At 51.6% G+C, this 16,100-nt stretch carries 11 protein-coding genes and 1 pseudogene; 5 read left to right on the top strand and 7 right to left on the bottom strand.

Features of this window, described 5'->3' with window-relative positions:
* Positions 1–18: 18 nt before the first annotated feature.
* The gene (locus ACFE8Q_RS13715; RefSeq protein ID WP_375445977.1) at positions 19–1,962 is read right to left on the bottom strand and encodes a CocE/NonD family hydrolase; all 1,944 of its coding nucleotides are present in this window, start codon (positions 1,960–1,962) and stop codon (positions 19–21) included.
* A gap of 155 nt (positions 1,963–2,117) precedes the next feature.
* Here ACFE8Q_RS13715 and ACFE8Q_RS13710 point away from each other — a divergent pair, with 155 nt between their 5' ends.
* The 3 genes from ACFE8Q_RS13710 to ACFE8Q_RS13700 all read left to right on the top strand — a co-directional run bounded on the left by ACFE8Q_RS13710 (position 2,118) and on the right by ACFE8Q_RS13700 (position 6,775).
* Positions 2,118–2,768 (top strand): WbqC family protein, encoded by a 651-nt coding sequence (locus ACFE8Q_RS13710; RefSeq protein ID WP_375445976.1) that lies wholly within the window; start codon positions 2,118–2,120, stop codon positions 2,766–2,768.
* Between the two features lie 160 nt (positions 2,769–2,928).
* Positions 2,929–5,466: an ATP-dependent Clp protease ATP-binding subunit gene (locus tag ACFE8Q_RS13705; RefSeq protein WP_375445975.1), complete on the top strand. Its 2,538-nt coding sequence runs from the start codon at positions 2,929–2,931 to the stop codon at positions 5,464–5,466.
* 100 nt (positions 5,467–5,566) lie between these two features.
* Positions 5,567–6,775 (top strand): hypothetical protein, encoded by a 1,209-nt coding sequence (locus tag ACFE8Q_RS13700; RefSeq protein ID WP_375445974.1) that lies wholly within the window; start codon positions 5,567–5,569, stop codon positions 6,773–6,775.
* A gap of 37 nt (positions 6,776–6,812) precedes the next feature.
* On the opposite strand, the gene ACFE8Q_RS13695 is transcribed toward ACFE8Q_RS13700, so the two are convergent.
* From ACFE8Q_RS13695 to ACFE8Q_RS13670, 6 genes are all read right to left on the bottom strand, one after another.
* Complete coding sequence (locus ACFE8Q_RS13695; protein ID WP_375445973.1) at positions 6,813–7,565, bottom strand: phosphatidylinositol-specific phospholipase C/glycerophosphodiester phosphodiesterase family protein; 753 nt, start codon at positions 7,563–7,565, stop codon at positions 6,813–6,815.
* A 68-nt stretch (positions 7,566–7,633) separates the two neighbouring features.
* The gene (locus ACFE8Q_RS13690) at positions 7,634–8,797 is read right to left on the bottom strand and encodes a lycopene cyclase family protein (protein ID WP_375445972.1); all 1,164 of its coding nucleotides are present in this window, start codon (positions 8,795–8,797) and stop codon (positions 7,634–7,636) included.
* A gap of 92 nt (positions 8,798–8,889) precedes the next feature.
* Complete coding sequence (locus ACFE8Q_RS13685; RefSeq protein WP_375445971.1) at positions 8,890–9,642, bottom strand: bacteriorhodopsin-like; 753 nt, start codon at positions 9,640–9,642, stop codon at positions 8,890–8,892.
* A gap of 247 nt (positions 9,643–9,889) precedes the next feature.
* Positions 9,890–10,852 (bottom strand): Brp/Blh family beta-carotene 15,15'-dioxygenase, encoded by a 963-nt coding sequence (locus tag ACFE8Q_RS13680; RefSeq protein ID WP_375445970.1) that lies wholly within the window; start codon positions 10,850–10,852, stop codon positions 9,890–9,892.
* Positions 10,853–10,944: 92 nt separating this feature from the next.
* The gene (locus ACFE8Q_RS13675) at positions 10,945–12,000 is read right to left on the bottom strand and encodes a redoxin domain-containing protein (RefSeq protein ID WP_375445969.1); all 1,056 of its coding nucleotides are present in this window, start codon (positions 11,998–12,000) and stop codon (positions 10,945–10,947) included.
* A gap of 167 nt (positions 12,001–12,167) precedes the next feature.
* Positions 12,168–13,649 carry a Gfo/Idh/MocA family protein gene (locus ACFE8Q_RS13670; protein ID WP_375445968.1) on the bottom strand — a complete coding sequence of 494 codons (1,482 nt, stop codon included), beginning with the start codon at positions 13,647–13,649 and terminating at the stop codon, positions 12,168–12,170.
* A gap of 236 nt (positions 13,650–13,885) precedes the next feature.
* Between ACFE8Q_RS13670 and ACFE8Q_RS13665 the strand changes: the two genes are divergently transcribed.
* Positions 13,886–15,451, top strand: a complete 1,566-nt coding sequence (locus ACFE8Q_RS13665; RefSeq protein WP_375445967.1) for an acyl-CoA carboxylase subunit beta — start codon at positions 13,886–13,888, stop codon at positions 15,449–15,451.
* Positions 15,452–15,619: 168 nt separating this feature from the next.
* A pseudogene (locus ACFE8Q_RS13660) lies at positions 15,620–16,100 on the top strand (gliding motility-associated C-terminal domain-containing protein); the annotation flags it as partial.

Here is a 16,100-nt window from a genome sequence, read left to right as displayed (position 1 = left end):
GAGGGCTACGCTAACTGCTTACTTCAACACCGTCAACGTCACTGATGAGTCGGTGCCGATGCGAATCGTACTTTTCTGAAAATCTGCTTCAGACGCCGTGCTGATATTCACGAACGTCTGCGGATTACGATCGACGAGCGGAAACCAGGATGACTGCACCTGAATCATAAGCCGGTGCCCTTTTTTGAAGGTATGCAGCGCGTCATTCAGGGTAAACGAAACAGGAGTCGATTGCCCCGGTACAAAGGCTTCCGGCTTCTCCATCGACTTTCTGAATTTACCCCGCATTACATCGCCGCGAACCAGCCGCTGGTAACCCGCCATCGTAATATTTTTCGGATTAGGGCGGGGATTGCTTGTGCTGTCGGGCAGCACATCGATGAGTTTAACAATAAAATCGGCATCGGTACCGGTCATGGTTACGCGCAGGTCAACGCTGATGGCCCCGGCCAGGGTGAGGTCGTTTTGCAACGGCTCGGTCTGAAACACCAGTACGTCGGGGCGGCGGGCGGCGAAACGTTGATCTTCAACCATATACGCGTTGTTTCGCCGCGCCCAGGTGCCATCGGTGTAGGGCACCGGTTTCGCGGGATCGCTGGTATACTCCACAGGTACGTTGCTGTTGCCAGTCGAAGCATTGGCCAATTGATTACCCGCAGCCAGAAAGAACGTCTGTTCCGTAGCTGCTTTTGGAGGCCAGGTTGCAAACGATTGCCATTGGTTAGTCCCCGTGTTGAACATGCGTGCTTCGTCGGATACGTAGCGTCCTTTATCTTTTAGGTGATATAGGAAGAATGGCGTTTCTACCGAGTCGCGGTATGCCTGCGCCGTGTTGCTACCAAACTGAAAATCGCCGAAAGCAGACCAGTCGCGGCGTGCCCAGGCACCGTGCGTCCACGGCCCCATAACCAACTGGTTTCGGTTATTGGCGTTTTTTTCGAGTGTCTTGTATGTGTTGAGTGCGCCAAATAAATCTTCGGCATCATACCAGCCGCCCACAACCAACGTGGCCGGTGGTGTTGCGCCGGCACGTACCTGACCCAGATGCCGCCGAATATCGCGGCTCTGCCAGTAAGCGTCGTAGGTTTCGTGGGCCAGGTACTCGTTCCAGATTTTGCCTTTGTTGTTGAAATAAGCTGGTCCGTTCGCATTCTTCAGCGGGCCTAGATTCAGAAAAAACTGATAGGCGTCGTTTGTCTTGTACTGAAAAATGGTCGGGTAATTTTCCTGTAGTCCAGCGCGGGGGGTATCGAAGTAATTCATGAACGAGAAATTGTCGAGCAGGAAGAACGCGCCATTGTGGCGGGCATCATCGCCCATGAATTCGTCGGTAACGGGAGCTTGGGGCGAAACTGCTTTAATGGCCGGATGAGCATTTGGCAAAGCCGCCGAAGCGTAGAAACCGGGATACGAAATGCCCATAATACCCACGCGACCGTTGTTGTTGGGTACGTTCTTAAGCAACCACTCCACCGTATCATACGTATCCGTGCTTTCGTCGGTTGGCGCTGCAGGTACGTTTGCTACGGTTGCCGATTTTTTAGCCGCTCGGGACGGGCGGGGCATTTGATGGGGCGATGGAGCAGGCGAATTCAGGCCCGGCGTCATTTCCTCGAATTGTCCCTCGCTCATGTACCGGCCGCGCACATCCTGATTGACGAAAATGAATTTCTCCCTGGAGAGCTCGACTGATTGTCCGGGACCCTGCTTCGGGTAATTTGCTTCGCCGTATGGACTAGCCGAATAGGGAGTCCGTTCCATCAGGAACGGGTAGCGGTTTGTGGGCGACGCATCCTTTGGTACGTAAATGACCGTATAGAGTTTAGCGCCGTCGCGCATTGGAATTTGTCGGTCGATCTTGGTGTAATTGGTCCGAACAAAGGCCGTGTCAACGGAATTTTGTGCAACCACTGACCCGGCCATCAGGCAGGTTACCAGCACAGTGAATAAGCGAGCAGGCATATGATGAGCGTATGTTATAAGCGCAAAACTACGAGGAATAGGCTGTATATAAATCCTGAAAACAGTCCTGTTAAATAGTGGAAATGTACTAATAATACAACGATCTGAATTAAAAAAGGGTCTATGTACTTGAGTGAATCCAATTTTTTTGTTAGTTGGTCAATCCATTCGTTCCAAACCACTTGATAACTCCTCCTTACACCTTACTGATCGACCTGCACTACCTGCCTTGCCTCGATGTTATGCGTGGAATGGCGCTCGCCGATGAGGTACTGATTGAGGCCCACGAAAACTACCAGAAGCAAAGCTACCGCAACCGCTGTTACGTATTGACCAGCAATAAAATTGATTGTCTGACAGTGCCTGTTTTGCACAGTTCGCGCCGCCAGCCAATGCGAGAGGTCAGAATAGATTATAGCCAAAACTGGATTGAGCGCCATTTACGCTGCCTACAATCGGCCTACGCTAAATCGCCGTATTTTGAGTATCTGATGCCGGAAATAGAACAGATCCTGAACCAGCATCACCCATTTTTATTTGATTTGAACTGGTCATTGCTGACATTATGTCGGAAATGGCTTCGGGTAAAGACCCCGGTTAACCTGACAGAATGGTATGAAAAATCGCCTGCAACCGGCGTTTTTGACGCCCGTTCCCTCATTGAACCCGGCCAGCATACCGAAATTGGACTGTTTGGTCCAATATCCAGATACCAGCAAAACTTTGGTGCTGAATTTGTACCAAACCTGAGTGTAATTGATTTGATGTTCATGCAGACAGCAATGAGTGAAAGAGGTAAGGGGTGAATGCGCGAAAGTGCTCCGTTTTTTCAACAGAACAGGCCGAAAGCGAAGCACTTTCACGCATTTACTCTTTATCTCTTTCACTCATTGCTTCCCCTGAACAAACCCAAATTAAAATACGTTATTTCAGTAAGACGCTAATACGATTAGGAACCCCAAGCGAATGGAAGCAAAATTCTCAAACCGCGTAAAAGAAGTCATTTCCCTCAGCCGGGAAGAGGCTTTGCGGCTCGGTCACGATTACATCGGCACCGAACACTTGCTGCTGGGCATGATTCGCGAGGGCGAAGGCGTGGCGGTGGGGCTGCTTAAAAAATTGTCGATTTCACTCGACGAACTGCGCATCACCATCGAGCAAGCCACGAAAGGAACCGCAACCAATAACGTTAAAAATCTGGCTAATATCCCCCTGACCCGTCAGTCGGAGAAGACCCTGAAGATTACGTACTTAGAAGCGAAGATTTTCAAGAGCCCGCTGATCGGCACAGAACACCTGTTACTGTCGATTCTGCGCGACGAAGACAACGTTGCCACGCAGATTCTGCACAAATTCAACGTCAACTACGAAGTCATCAAGGAGATGCTGGAATATCAATCAACCGGAACTCAGCCCAATATGGCGCATGATACCGACGACGACGACGACGCTTCGCGCGGTATGTTCGGCGGCGGCAGTGGTAGCGGCACCGGGCAGGGTAAAGACAAAGGCTCTGAGAAATCGCGTACACCTGTACTCGACAACTTCGGCCGTGATCTCACCAAACTCGCCGAAGTAGGCAAGCTCGACCCCATTGTTGGTCGTGAGAAAGAAATCGAACGGGTAGCCCAGATTCTGAGCCGCCGTAAGAAAAATAACCCGATCCTGATTGGTGAGCCTGGCGTTGGTAAAACAGCCATCGCCGAAGGTCTTGCCCTGCGGATCGTGCAGAAAAAAGTATCGCGGGTACTGTTTGGCAAGCGCGTTGTTACGCTTGATCTTGCCTCACTGGTTGCTGGTACCAAATACCGCGGTCAGTTCGAAGAGCGGATGAAGGCCGTCATGAACGAGCTGGAAAAATCGCCCGAGGTGATTCTGTTCATCGATGAGCTGCACACGATCGTGGGTGCGGGTGGTGCCTCTGGCTCGCTCGATGCCTCGAACATGTTCAAGCCAGCGCTAGCCCGCGGCGATATTCAATGCATCGGGGCCACCACGCTTGACGAATACCGTCAGTACATCGAGAAAGATGGCGCGTTGGCCCGTCGTTTCCAGATGGTGATGGTCGATGCAACGTCGATTGACGAAACCATCGAGATCCTGAACAACATCAAGGATAAGTACGAAGATCACCACCACGTAAATTACACACCGGAGGCAATTGAGGCATCGGTGAAACTGTCGGAGCGTTATATCTCTGACCGCTTCCTGCCCGATAAAGCCATCGACGTAATGGACGAAGTGGGTGCCCGTGTACACATCAGCAACATCACCGTTCCCGAAGATATTCTGAAACTCGAAGAGTCGATCGAGAATATCAAGAAAGAGAAAAACCAGGTGGTGAAGAGCCAGAAATACGAAGAGGCCGCTCAACTCCGTGATAAGGAGAAGCGCCTGATCGACCAACTGGATCGCGCCAAGCAGGCGTGGGAAGAAGATACCAAGAAGCGACGTTATACAGTAACCGAAGAAAACGTGGCCGAAGTTGTGGCCATGATGACCGGTATCCCCGTAACGAGCGTATCCAACGACGAGGGTAAGAAACTCGTTCGGATGGGCGACGAACTGAAAGGTAAAGTAATTGGGCAGCAGTCGGCAATCGACAAGCTCGTGAAAGCCATTCAACGTACCCGCGTTGGTCTGAAAGATCCCAAGAAACCAATTGGTTCGTTTATTTTCCTTGGCCCAACGGGTGTAGGTAAAACCGAACTGGCGAAGGTGTTGGCAACGTACCTGTTCGACAAAGATGATGCACTGGTTCGCATCGACATGTCGGAGTACATGGAGAAATTCAGCGTATCGCGGCTGGTTGGTGCACCTCCGGGCTATGTAGGTTACGAAGAAGGTGGTCAATTGACTGAGAAGATTCGTCGGAAGCCTTATTCAGTTGTATTGCTGGATGAGATCGAGAAAGCGCACCCGGATGTGTTCAACATTCTGCTGCAGGTGCTCGACGATGGTATCCTGACCGATGGTCTGGGTCGCCGCGTTGACTTCCGAAACACAATCATCATCATGACCTCAAACATCGGGGTGCGTGACCTGAAAGATTTCGGTGCCGGTATCGGTTTTGCGTCAAAACGCAACGCTGAGAATCAGGATGATCTGATGAAGTCGACCATTCAGTCGGCCCTTCGGAAAGCGTTCTCGCCTGAGTTCCTGAACCGCCTTGATGACGTGATCGTGTTTAACTCGCTTCAACGCGAAGACATTCACCACATCATTGATCTGATGCTTGGCAAGTTGCTGGGCCGCGTACTGAATCTGGGTTACAATGTTGAACTCACCGAGAAGGCGAAAGACTTCCTGGCCGAGAAAGGCTACGATCCACAGTATGGTGCCCGTCCATTGGCCCGTGCCATTCAGCGTTACCTCGAAGATCCCGTCGCAGAAGAGATTCTGAAAGGCGAACTGAAAGAGGGCGATGTAATTCTGGCCGACTACAGTGGCGAAGGCGAATTGCTGACGATAACGGTTAAAAAGCCTGAAGCTGTGACGGAGTAATCGGCTTCCCGTTTTATAAACAAAACCCCGGATGGTGCATCACTATCCGGGGTTTTTCGTTGTAGGAATACGCTTTATGTTTACTTTAACGGTCCAAACTATGAGATATTCTACGTATTTGGTTGGGTTACTGTGGCTAGTTGGTCAGTCGTTACTACTGCAACCAGTACTGGCTCAAACCGAAAAAGGGGTAACCTGGTGGTCGGGTAGTGTGGGTTGGCAGCAGGGCAGGACTGATGTTTTTCAGAATAATGAAGAGCTAACCACACTCAATATCTCTTTAACCCAGGCTACTTTTCTGCGCGACAACTTATTGGTGGGGGCTGATCTGCGCCTGACCCGCCTCAACGACCTAACCCGGCAAGGGCTCAACTTCGATGCTGTCAGCGATTCCCGACAAACTACTTTTGGCGCAACTCCATTTATTCGTCGATTCTGGGGAAAAGATGCGCTACGTGGGTACGTTGGTGGCGGACTGGCCGTATCCTATGGTCGGAATCGGCTGCTGACGACCAACACGCAACAGAATGTATCGGAGCTTGAATCGTCGCAATGGCGGTTGACACCGGAGTTTCAGGCGGGCCTGTTCTACGCCATCGATACTCACTGGGGGCTGGACCTGAATGCGCGTTCCGGTTTGTTCCCGGTTGCACTAACCAACCTGAATCTGGGTCTGGTGGTCCTGACCGATGTGAAGCAGAAGCGTTCGGTAATTACGGCAAAACAAACACCTTCGCAGTTGCTGACTGGTAACTGGCTGCTAGGAGGGACCTTTGAACTGGGGACTAATAAACAGCAGTTCATGTCGGGGAGCGACAAGCTAACGACTGTACAACGGCAGATAACGAAGCAGTTTGCCGCTAGCCCGTCGGTGGGGTACCTAGCCGGGCGGCGGTGGGTAGTTGGTGTGGCGATACCCATCCGGCAGCAGGAACTGACCAACGAGTTTAGTCGATCATCGACAGATACGCAGTTGGGGACTGTGCTGACAAAGTCGATAGGAGTAGAGCCATTTGCCAAAAAATACTTGTCGAAAAGTCAGTTTGGCCCTTATGTGGCTGGCCGGGTGGGGTGGCGTAACGAGCACATTACGAGTGATGGCGCGGTGCAGTCGCAGGCTACCGGCTATAGCTGGCGGGTAAGTGGTGGGTTGGCCTACCTGTTGGGCACGCGGTTTATTCTTGAAGGCGAACTTGTTGGTGTAGGCAGTGACTGGAGTACCAACCAGCAGAACGGCGATGCACGCAGCAACACAGAGGTAGCCCTGTCTCTGCGCCCCGCCCTAACGCTGACGTACGTCTTTTTGTAACTCTCATCGGGCAACAGCCAGTGAGATCAGAAACCTATTATTTAATTGCCGCCACGCACTCGGCTACCTTATCGGTATTGATCACGTCGATGCCTAGTTTGTAGAGCTTTTTCCAGGCGTTGGGGGTGTCGGGCGCGTTCCAGAACCGCATGGGACAACCCGTATCGTGGGCGCGTTTGATAATGCGCTTCAACTTGGCCTTGTCGTCTTCAGGTATATCGCCGGTGCCATCCCAGCGTGCATAGGACCGGAAATTGTCGGAAATCAGGGCTACCCGTTTGGCGGTTTCTTCGTCGTAGAGTTCGCTTGGCCGCCCGTCGAAGAACAGGTACGTTGGCTGATCGAGGTAAAATTCGGGGCGGGGCCGATTGCCGGTAATGATGATCCGAACGGCCATCGGAGAAACTGACCGGCTAAAGGCGACGAGGTTATTCTCCAGAAGCGGCAGCAGTTTGGGCAGTACATCTTCTATTTTATCTTTTATATCAAAAACCAGCGAAGGCGCGTATCTCCGGTCGGTGCTGATGCGCCCTTTATTGGTTTCGAACAAGGCAACGATCGGCATTAGATACAGGTTTTCCAGCGTACGGGTGGCCGTATCGGCTTCTTGCGGCATGTGCGCAACAACCAGCTTACCGTTGCGCAGGTAAATATCAGCTTCAATAAAATCGGCCTTTGCCGCAAGTGCCTGGGTCAGCGGTTGGGGTTTTTCGTAGTCGTTATGAGCAAAGACTTGCTGGGCCGCAGCGCAGTGCGACAGGAAGCAAAAAAAACAGATGAGCCGTATCATGTGGTCAAGTTACACCTTACGATGCTTTATACGGTTGCTGTTCGAGCACATTTATTCAGCAAAGCCGTTTAGAACATGTATCTCAACTTTGTCAGCGCGCTATCAACTGCGGCCAGAACAAAGGGAATTTTAGGCATCGAATTAATAACCTGTAAGTCTTCTGTAAACGTAGTCTCTTCATTCATGAAACGGAACAGGATAGTCGGGTCATTTCTGGTGAAAAGACGCGTAAAAATATCGGCGGCCGAGTGGCGATCATGGATCAGTACGTTCAGGAAGACGACATCCAATGCCCGCTTTATCCAGCCTCGTACCCCCGTTTTCTGCCGGGCTGGCTTACCCGTTTGCGCCAGCGTCATGACCAGTTCGCGCAGATACTGCTGGGTACGCTGAAATGTGTAGCCGGTAGAAGGCTTGGTGTACCCCCCCGAAGTGCCAATGCGAATAACGTGTTCAAATGGTCCTGAGGCTGGCATTTCGTCAGACATTGGAATTACGCCACTTTCTGTCTCCTGAATCTGGTAGCCGCCCGTATCGAGAAAATCAGCGATGTAGGTACGTAGTGCCGTTGCATAATCCTGTTCCTGTAGTACCTGCTGGCTGAACACGGTATACTCAACAAGCGCTGTTCGTTTGTCGAATGGAAGCAGGTAGAAAAAGCGGCAGTCGTTATGCTGAGAAACCCGAAAATCCATGATCCGGGGGCAGTTGGCATCGAAGCAGTCGCGTTCGGTGGTGATCACCCAGCCTTTGAAGTGCTGTAACAGGTGCTGGTTGCCGGGGCGGTTTTTAGGTAAGCCGGAAATACTGTCAAATACATGATTGGCTATGTAGGCTTCCTGCCCTATTCGAACGATGCCACCGGCCTCTGTTTCTTCGATAGATTCGATGATTGCGTTCTTTATTTCGATGTTGGGCAGGCCGGTAAGTTGCTTGTAGGCAAAGGTGTAGAAGTCGATTCCCCGCACCATCTTATAGGTATACTGAGCGGTTGGCAACAGGCTGGAGAGAGTTTTTCCGTAAAACGCAATCGTCTGCCAGCTTCGGAAGATGATTGATTCGAATGGTCCTGCGCCCGACTCCCAGAAGCACCAGGTGCGGTCGTTTCTGTTTTTGGGCTCACGGTCGATCAGCAGAATGGATTTTGTTCGCAGTGATGATCTACTGATATAATAGCACAAGCTCAGGCCAGCCATGCCACCTCCGGCAATGATGATATCGTACCGTTTCATAAATGACCCGTAGTGGATAGATAGGTGGCATTTTTACGAAAAAGGCTCATCTCAGCCAGAGACGAGCCTTTTTCAGACCAGTTTTAACTCGATTAAACGAGTGAGGCTACTTTCGTGGCCTTCAATTCGTTCTGAGTCGAGGCCATAGCGGCTCCGTATACGACCAAGCCAAAGCCAATTTTATTGACGGCATCGGCAATGTTATAGATCAGATCCAGATTTAGACCCATCCCCGCCAGCAGGTTACCGGGCACTGCCATATAGCCAATCGGATAGATAGCCCAGCCTATGATTGCGAAGTTGCGCAACAGGCGAACAGCTTTGGTTACCTCAGGGTTTGCCGAGGCGTCGGCCACTTTCTTTACGTCACCTGCCGTAGCTTCATAGATAACGCCGAGGTAGCCCAGTGTAGAAATAATCCCCCACATGATCGTTTGGTCTGGCCGGATCGCCTCGCCGATGTAGCCTGCCACAAGCATGAGAACTGAATAGGCAACCAGCTTGTAAAGTGTAGTTACTTTACCACCGTATGGTTTGATGAGCAGGTAGAATTCTACGCACATCAGGGGCACGGTGAGTGTCCAGTCGATGTACCGGAATTCGGTTGGCGATGTGTGGGTATTAAGCCATACATCGCGCATGTAAAAGTAGTGTACGGCGGCAATCATGGTGATCAGTCCTGAGATCAGCAGGGATGTTTTCCACTTGCCATCTACCTGGCTGCGTTCCATAAAGAAAAAGACAGACGCGGCAAACATAGACATGTATCCCGTAAAGAACGTGAAGCCAATCACGTCACCTGGCTGGAGAGCTTCCAGCAGAATCGCACTGAGTTGATTAAGCATACAAGTAGAGAATGTATTAAGATGGTTGATTAGGTATACTACACGTCGCCAAGTATTTATCTTGGAACGCTTTAATTAATTACTTGAATATAAATACCAGATATGGATGTGTTTTGTTTAAAGTTTTTGTAAAAAGCTTAAACAAGATATATGAAACAGGGGTGATGAGTAACTCTTTCTGGCAGATGTATAACGAAATTCAATAAAGCTTAATGGTTATTTTATTGCATAAAGAATTGATATTTAGCTATATAGATTCATTGTGTAGCCGATTCATTACCCTGATATGAGGTAATGTGATTGTTGATAATAAGATAAACAACGTAGGTATAGGATCTATGCCAGGTACGTAGAAATACCAGAGCGCCGTACAGGTTCCTAAAAATAGAAAGGCGGCGATGGTCAGGGGCAGCGCCTGCCACCATAATTTCCAGGCAGACAGGGTTGAGTAGGCGGGTAGCTTCAGGTAGGCCCGAATAGTACCGAACGAGCTAAGGGCATGCCATCCTGCAAAGTACAGGATGAAAGCAGGTAGTAGTGGCAACAGACAGGTTAGCATTAGTATCGTAGCCAGCCTTACCAACCGCCAGCTATTCAGGGGCGCGGGCCGATGCCGGAACGCGAGCATGGTCAGTATTAATACCAGCATTGCACCACCATACAGCAGGCTGGTTCTGTAATCGCAGAGAATTGCCCAATAGTGCATCGTCGGGCGGTTTCCCTGAACGATACGCCCCAGAATGGGCGTAGTTTCTACGGGGTGCGTGAGTAAAATCAAAGCCAGCACCCAGCCCCCGGCAACAAACCGGGACACCGACCATAGTACCGTGGCTGGCGCTTTCTCCAGATCTGTTTCGCCAAAGTGCCAGGCCGATATAGCCAGAAAGACAATTAGGCTTGAAACCGGAGAAATTAGCCAGCCAACGCCATACACGGCAATGAGTAGCAAATATTTTATGATAAAAGAGACCATCGAGAACGGCTGCTCCAATCTGGCGCTGCGTTGCTGCTCAATGAGGTGATCAAGCGCGCCGTGTGGAATACCGGAGGCTACTAACAGTATGAGACATACCACCAACTGGCCCGACAAGGGAATAGGGCCTACATAATACTGATAGCCAACGAATAAAAGGCCCACCAGCATGGTGATGTACGTAGGCGTCTGTAAAAGGGTGGTGCGTAGCGTGTTCAGGAGGGTGGCAGTTAGCACATAAATAAATCAAAAAAGGAGCAAACTTCTCGCAGGCCTCTTTTGTACTGCACCAGTTTCCAGCCGTCGCGGTACTGGCGTAATACAATAGGTTACTTCGTTAAAGCGGGTATGTTGCCAACAAGAAATTTGGTCAATTCGTCCATCCGAATGTCTCGACGAATAATGTGCCCTTGCTGATCGAGCAGAAAATTACTCGGGAAAGCGCTGATTGCCAATACGCCGGACGCGAACTTGCCGGACTCGTCCAAGTACTGCAACCAGGGAAGCTCATACCGCTGAATTGTCCTTTTCCAAAGGCCCACCTCCGTCTTATTGTCAGTCGAGATCTGGACGATGTTGAAGTCGGTTCGCGGATACTGGTTAAACAGTGATTTAAGTGTTGGAAACTGATCGATGCAGGCCCCGCAGTGGCTATACCAGAAATCCACCAGCGTGTAGCGTGCCAGTTGCGGGTTGGTTAAGTTAACCGGTTTATCATCGACCGTGCGGAGCGTAACCCTTGGGAACGGTTTGCCAATGGCGGCGATGCGGGCCGACGAAAGCATTTTGCCCAGGTGTGCGCCCGTAAACGACTTTTTGAGCGACGGAGCAAAAGCCAGGTACGTCGAATCAAGGAGCGGATCGTAGCCGAAACCCAGTAATTCTACCGTTGCCCAGAGACCAACGTACGAATTAAGATGTTGCGTTGCGAAGGCTAGTAAGTTCCTTTTCTGTTTGGCACCTAATACCAGTCTGACAAAAAAGTTGACCGGTGCAGCCCCCAACTCCCGCATACTCAGATTGGTGATGCGAGGGATTTCCCGGATGGAATCGGCGTTGCACTGAATCGACTGTGTACCCGCTTCGACGATGAACGGATTCGACACGTACTCCGGGAAATTGGCAATCTTGAAGGCCAATGGGTAGGGTGCCTCTCCCGTAAACGTAAAATGTCCGTCGACAATCGTGGTCTGATACGTACCTGTCGTAACCGGGTGGCTTTCTTTTCCTCCAAGCGGGAGGAGTTGAATTACCCCATTCGGTCGATTGATGGTGCCGACCAGCGTAAATCGGTTGTGTGCCGTTTGCGCCATCAGGGGTGTAGACTGAAGTAGCTCCAGCACGCTCAATAGGAATAAGATGGGGGTAAAAAGGTTTTTCTTCATGCTAAAGCATCAGGCGTATGGCCATCGGACCCTGATGGAGTTGAGTAAGTTGGAGATGAATCCCAATAAAATAGTATGTCATAGCACGATACGTACCTGACTGATAAACAATAAAAGCCCCCTCAGCACATGGCAAAAGGGGGCTTTGTTTTACGAAACAGATGTACTTATACCAGTTTCCAGCCGTCGCGGTAATCGCGGGAAACAAACTGGTTGGCTTCGTCGAAGTTGGTGACTTTCATGTTCTTACCGTCCCAGGTCAGTTGCTTGCGGCCGGGGTAAGTGAATCCTTTGCCATCGGCCTTGGGCGCACGGAGCGTGTAGCTTCGAATGGCCAGGTTCCCCATCAGCACCGACTCGGTCAGCGGACCGGCAAAGTCAAACGAAGAGGTTAACGCCTTGTGCTCTTTGCTGTTGAAACCAGCTTTACAGGCTTCCGTCCAGAATACCTGATGCCCGTTTTCGGCGAGCGATGATGGACCTGTTTTTGGCTTTGGAGCGGCTTCCCGCTTGTCACCGCTTTTGGTGTATAGCTTGGGATTGTCGCCGTACATACCGCAGGCAATCATCCCTTTGTCGCCAATCAGGAACACGCCGTTTTCTCCATTCTCAGGAAAAGGCTCACCCGCTGGCAGCATCTCCGGCCGGAACGGACGCAGTCCGCCATCCATCCACACCATTTTCACGGCCGATTTGTTCTTGCCCGACGCGGGGAATTGCAGTTCGACATGCGATGAAGGCGGACACCCTTCGGGAATGTATTCGGGTGTCCAGTCTTTCAGGAATACGGCTCCAATGCTGGATTCTACCTGCGTGGGGTAGCCCAGCCCCAGTACCCGGAACGGAACGTCCATGATGTGGCAACCGATGTCGCCCAGTGCGCCGGCCCCGAAGTTCCACCAGCCCCGCCACTTGAAGGGATGGTAAGCCGGGGTGTAGCCTACCTTCTGGGCTGGTCCGAGCCAGAGGTCCCAATCGAGGTCAACGGGTGTTTCAGACGCTTGCTGCGGCACCGGAATTCCCTGCGGCCACACGGGGCGGTTGGTCCAGAGATTCACTGTATGTACGGTGCCAATCAGTCCTTTGTCAAACCACTCGACCATTTCCTGCTGCTGCGGGTTCGACGAGCCCTGGTTGCCCATCTGCGTGACTACCTTGTACTTACGGGCGGCTTCGGTCAGCATCCGGGCTTCGTGGATGTTGTGCGTCAGCGGTTTCTGCACATACACGTGCTTGCCACGCTGCATGGCAGCCATCGCCACAACGGCGTGCGTATGGTCGGCGGTCGACACCGTTACGGCATCGATGGTTTTGCCTTCCTTATCGAGCATTTCGCGGAAGTCCTTATACCGCTTGGCATTGGGGTGCCTGGTAAAATTTTCCTTCACCCGTTGCAGCCCCCAGTCAACATCGCAGAGCGCCACCACGTTATTGGCTCCGTTATTAAACGAGTTGTTAAGGTCGCTGGCTCCTTTGCCGCCGAAGCCCACGCTGGCGATATTCAGTTTATCGGAAGGAGCAATAAATCCTTTGCCTAACACGTGACGGGGTACAATAAAGAACGAACTCGCCGCAAGTGCGCCGGTTTGCAGAAACTTCCGACGCGTTGGCTCGCGCGAGTCGTCGGTAGGTTGGTTAGTCTGACTCATGAATCAACGAAGTTGAGAACTAGTGGTAAACCCATATGAATACAGGTATGAAAGACACAAACCCGCCCGCCTTACCTGATTGAGCCGCCAAAATTCACAGCCTGCTACTGATCGCCCCGAGAATGAGCCGTTGGCCAGGTACGTTAACGTACCTGAATCAGGCCGGGCCATTCTATTTTTTGTTATGCTTCTACTCTACTTTTGCTTTCACTACATACTTTACCTGAGCCTGGTACATGACTTCATTGATAAAGCCCAAAAAAACGGACACGCTTGACCGAAAAAATGCTGAAGCCCTGCTGGGTGGTGGCCAGAAACGAATCGACGCTCAACATGCTAAAGGGAAACTGACCGCCCGCGAACGCATTGCCCTTTTAGTCGACGAAGGGTCGTTTGAAGAGATCGGCAAGTTTGTGATGCACCGTACCAAAGATTTTGGTTTAGATAAAGAATATTACCTCGGCGACGGGGTGGTGACGGGTTACGGTACCGTAAACGGGCGGCTGGTGTATGTGTTTGCCCAGGACTTTACGGTTTTCGGCGGGGCACTGTCGGAAACCCATGCCGAAAAAATCTGTAAGCTCATGGACCTGGCTATGCAAAATGGCGCACCCATCATCGGCCTCAACGACTCTGGCGGGGCCCGAATTCAGGAAGGCGTTTTATCGCTGGCGGGATACGCCGATATTTTTTACCGCAACACGCGGGCCTCGGGTGTTATTCCGCAATTATCGGCCGTAATGGGTCCCTGTGCAGGGGGAGCGGTGTATAGCCCGGCGATTACGGATTTTATTTTCATGGTCGAAAACACGAGCTACATGTTCGTGACGGGCCCCAATGTGGTGAAGACCGTGACCCATGAAGAGGTAACGGCCGAAGAACTGGGCGGGGCAAGTACGCACAGTACCAAGTCGGGCGTGACTCATTTTTCGTGCGCCAACGAACTGGCCTGTATTCAGCACATCAAGCAGGTACTCAGCTACATTCCGCAGAACTGCGAAGACCAGCCGCCCATGCTGGCCTATAAATCGGCCGGGCCGGAAGCAGAAAGCCGCCCCGACCTGAACACGATTATTCCCGAAAACCCGAACCAGCCCTACGACATGCGTGAAGTGATCGACGCGCTGGTCGATGCTGATTCGTTTCTGGAAGTGCATAAAAATTTCGCCGAAAACATTGTCGTTGGTTTTGCCCGCATCGGCGGCCGTAGCATCGGGGTGGTAGGCAATCAGCCCGCAGTGCTGGCGGGTGTACTTGATATTCAGGCCAGTACTAAGGCGGCCCGCTTTGTGCGGTTCTGCGATTGTTTCAACGTGCCGCTGCTGGTACTGGAGGACGTACCTGGCTTTTTGCCCGGCACCGATCAGGAGTGGAATGGCATTATCACCAACGGGGCCAAACTGCTGTATGCGTTCTGCGAAGCGACCGTGCCACGCGTGACCGTAATTACGCGTAAAGCCTACGGTGGTGCTTACGACGTGATGAACTCGAAGCATATTGGTGCCGATCTGAACTATGCCTGGCCCACGGCCGAAATTGCGGTGATGGGCGCAAGTGGCGCGGCCGAGATTATTTTCAAGCGCGAAATTGCCGAAGCGCCCGATCCACAGGCCAAGCTTCAGGAAAAAGTGCAGGAGTATACCGAGAAATTTGCCAATCCGTATCGGGCAGCCCATCGGGGGTATATCGACGAGGTTATTTACCCCGAAGAGACCCGTCAGAAGCTGATCCGTGCGTTCCAGATGCTTGAGAATAAGGTAGCAACGTTACCTCGTAAAAAGCACGGAAACATTCCACTGTAAGGAGTTTTCAGTCCTCTGTCTACCGGCTTCTGTGGCGCTGCTGATCAGCAAAGTATAGCCGAATAGCGGAGCTACAGAAGCCGGTAGACAGAGGACTGAAAACTCCTTACAGTATCATATCCTTTTAACAGCCAAAATCGTTTATCCTTAAAACGACTACCCATATATATGAGAGCGAGTTATACTGGCTGGCTGCTGGCCCTGCTACTGGGCATTGGCTTGATGGTACCTACTGTAGTTCAGGCTACCCACGTTCGGGCGGGGGAGATTACCACGCGGCGTATTCCAAACACAAACGGGGCGACGGGGATAACCTATGAAATAACCCTCACAGCCTATTACGACATTATTGGCGGTGCCGGTGCCGCACAGGCTGCCGATAACGCCCTATTCTGCTTTGGCGACGGCACCAGCCGGGACGTACCCCGTGTACTCCCGATTCGATTGCTAAACCGCGGCACGTCGATCAACATCTATCGTACCACGTATACGTACCCGGGACCGGGCGTATACTCTATATCAGCGCGGGTAGTAAACCGAAATGATGGTACCCGCAACATTCAGAATGGGGCGTCGCAGAACGTAAGTTTCTTTGTGACCACGACCATTTCGGCTAACACGGCGCTGGGTTTCAACACCAACCCGCTTC

The organism is uncultured Fibrella sp. (assembly GCF_964250085.1).
Classification (GTDB): Bacteria; Bacteroidota; Bacteroidia; order Cytophagales; family Spirosomataceae; genus Fibrella.
This window is presented reverse-complemented; position numbering and strand designations above follow the sequence as displayed.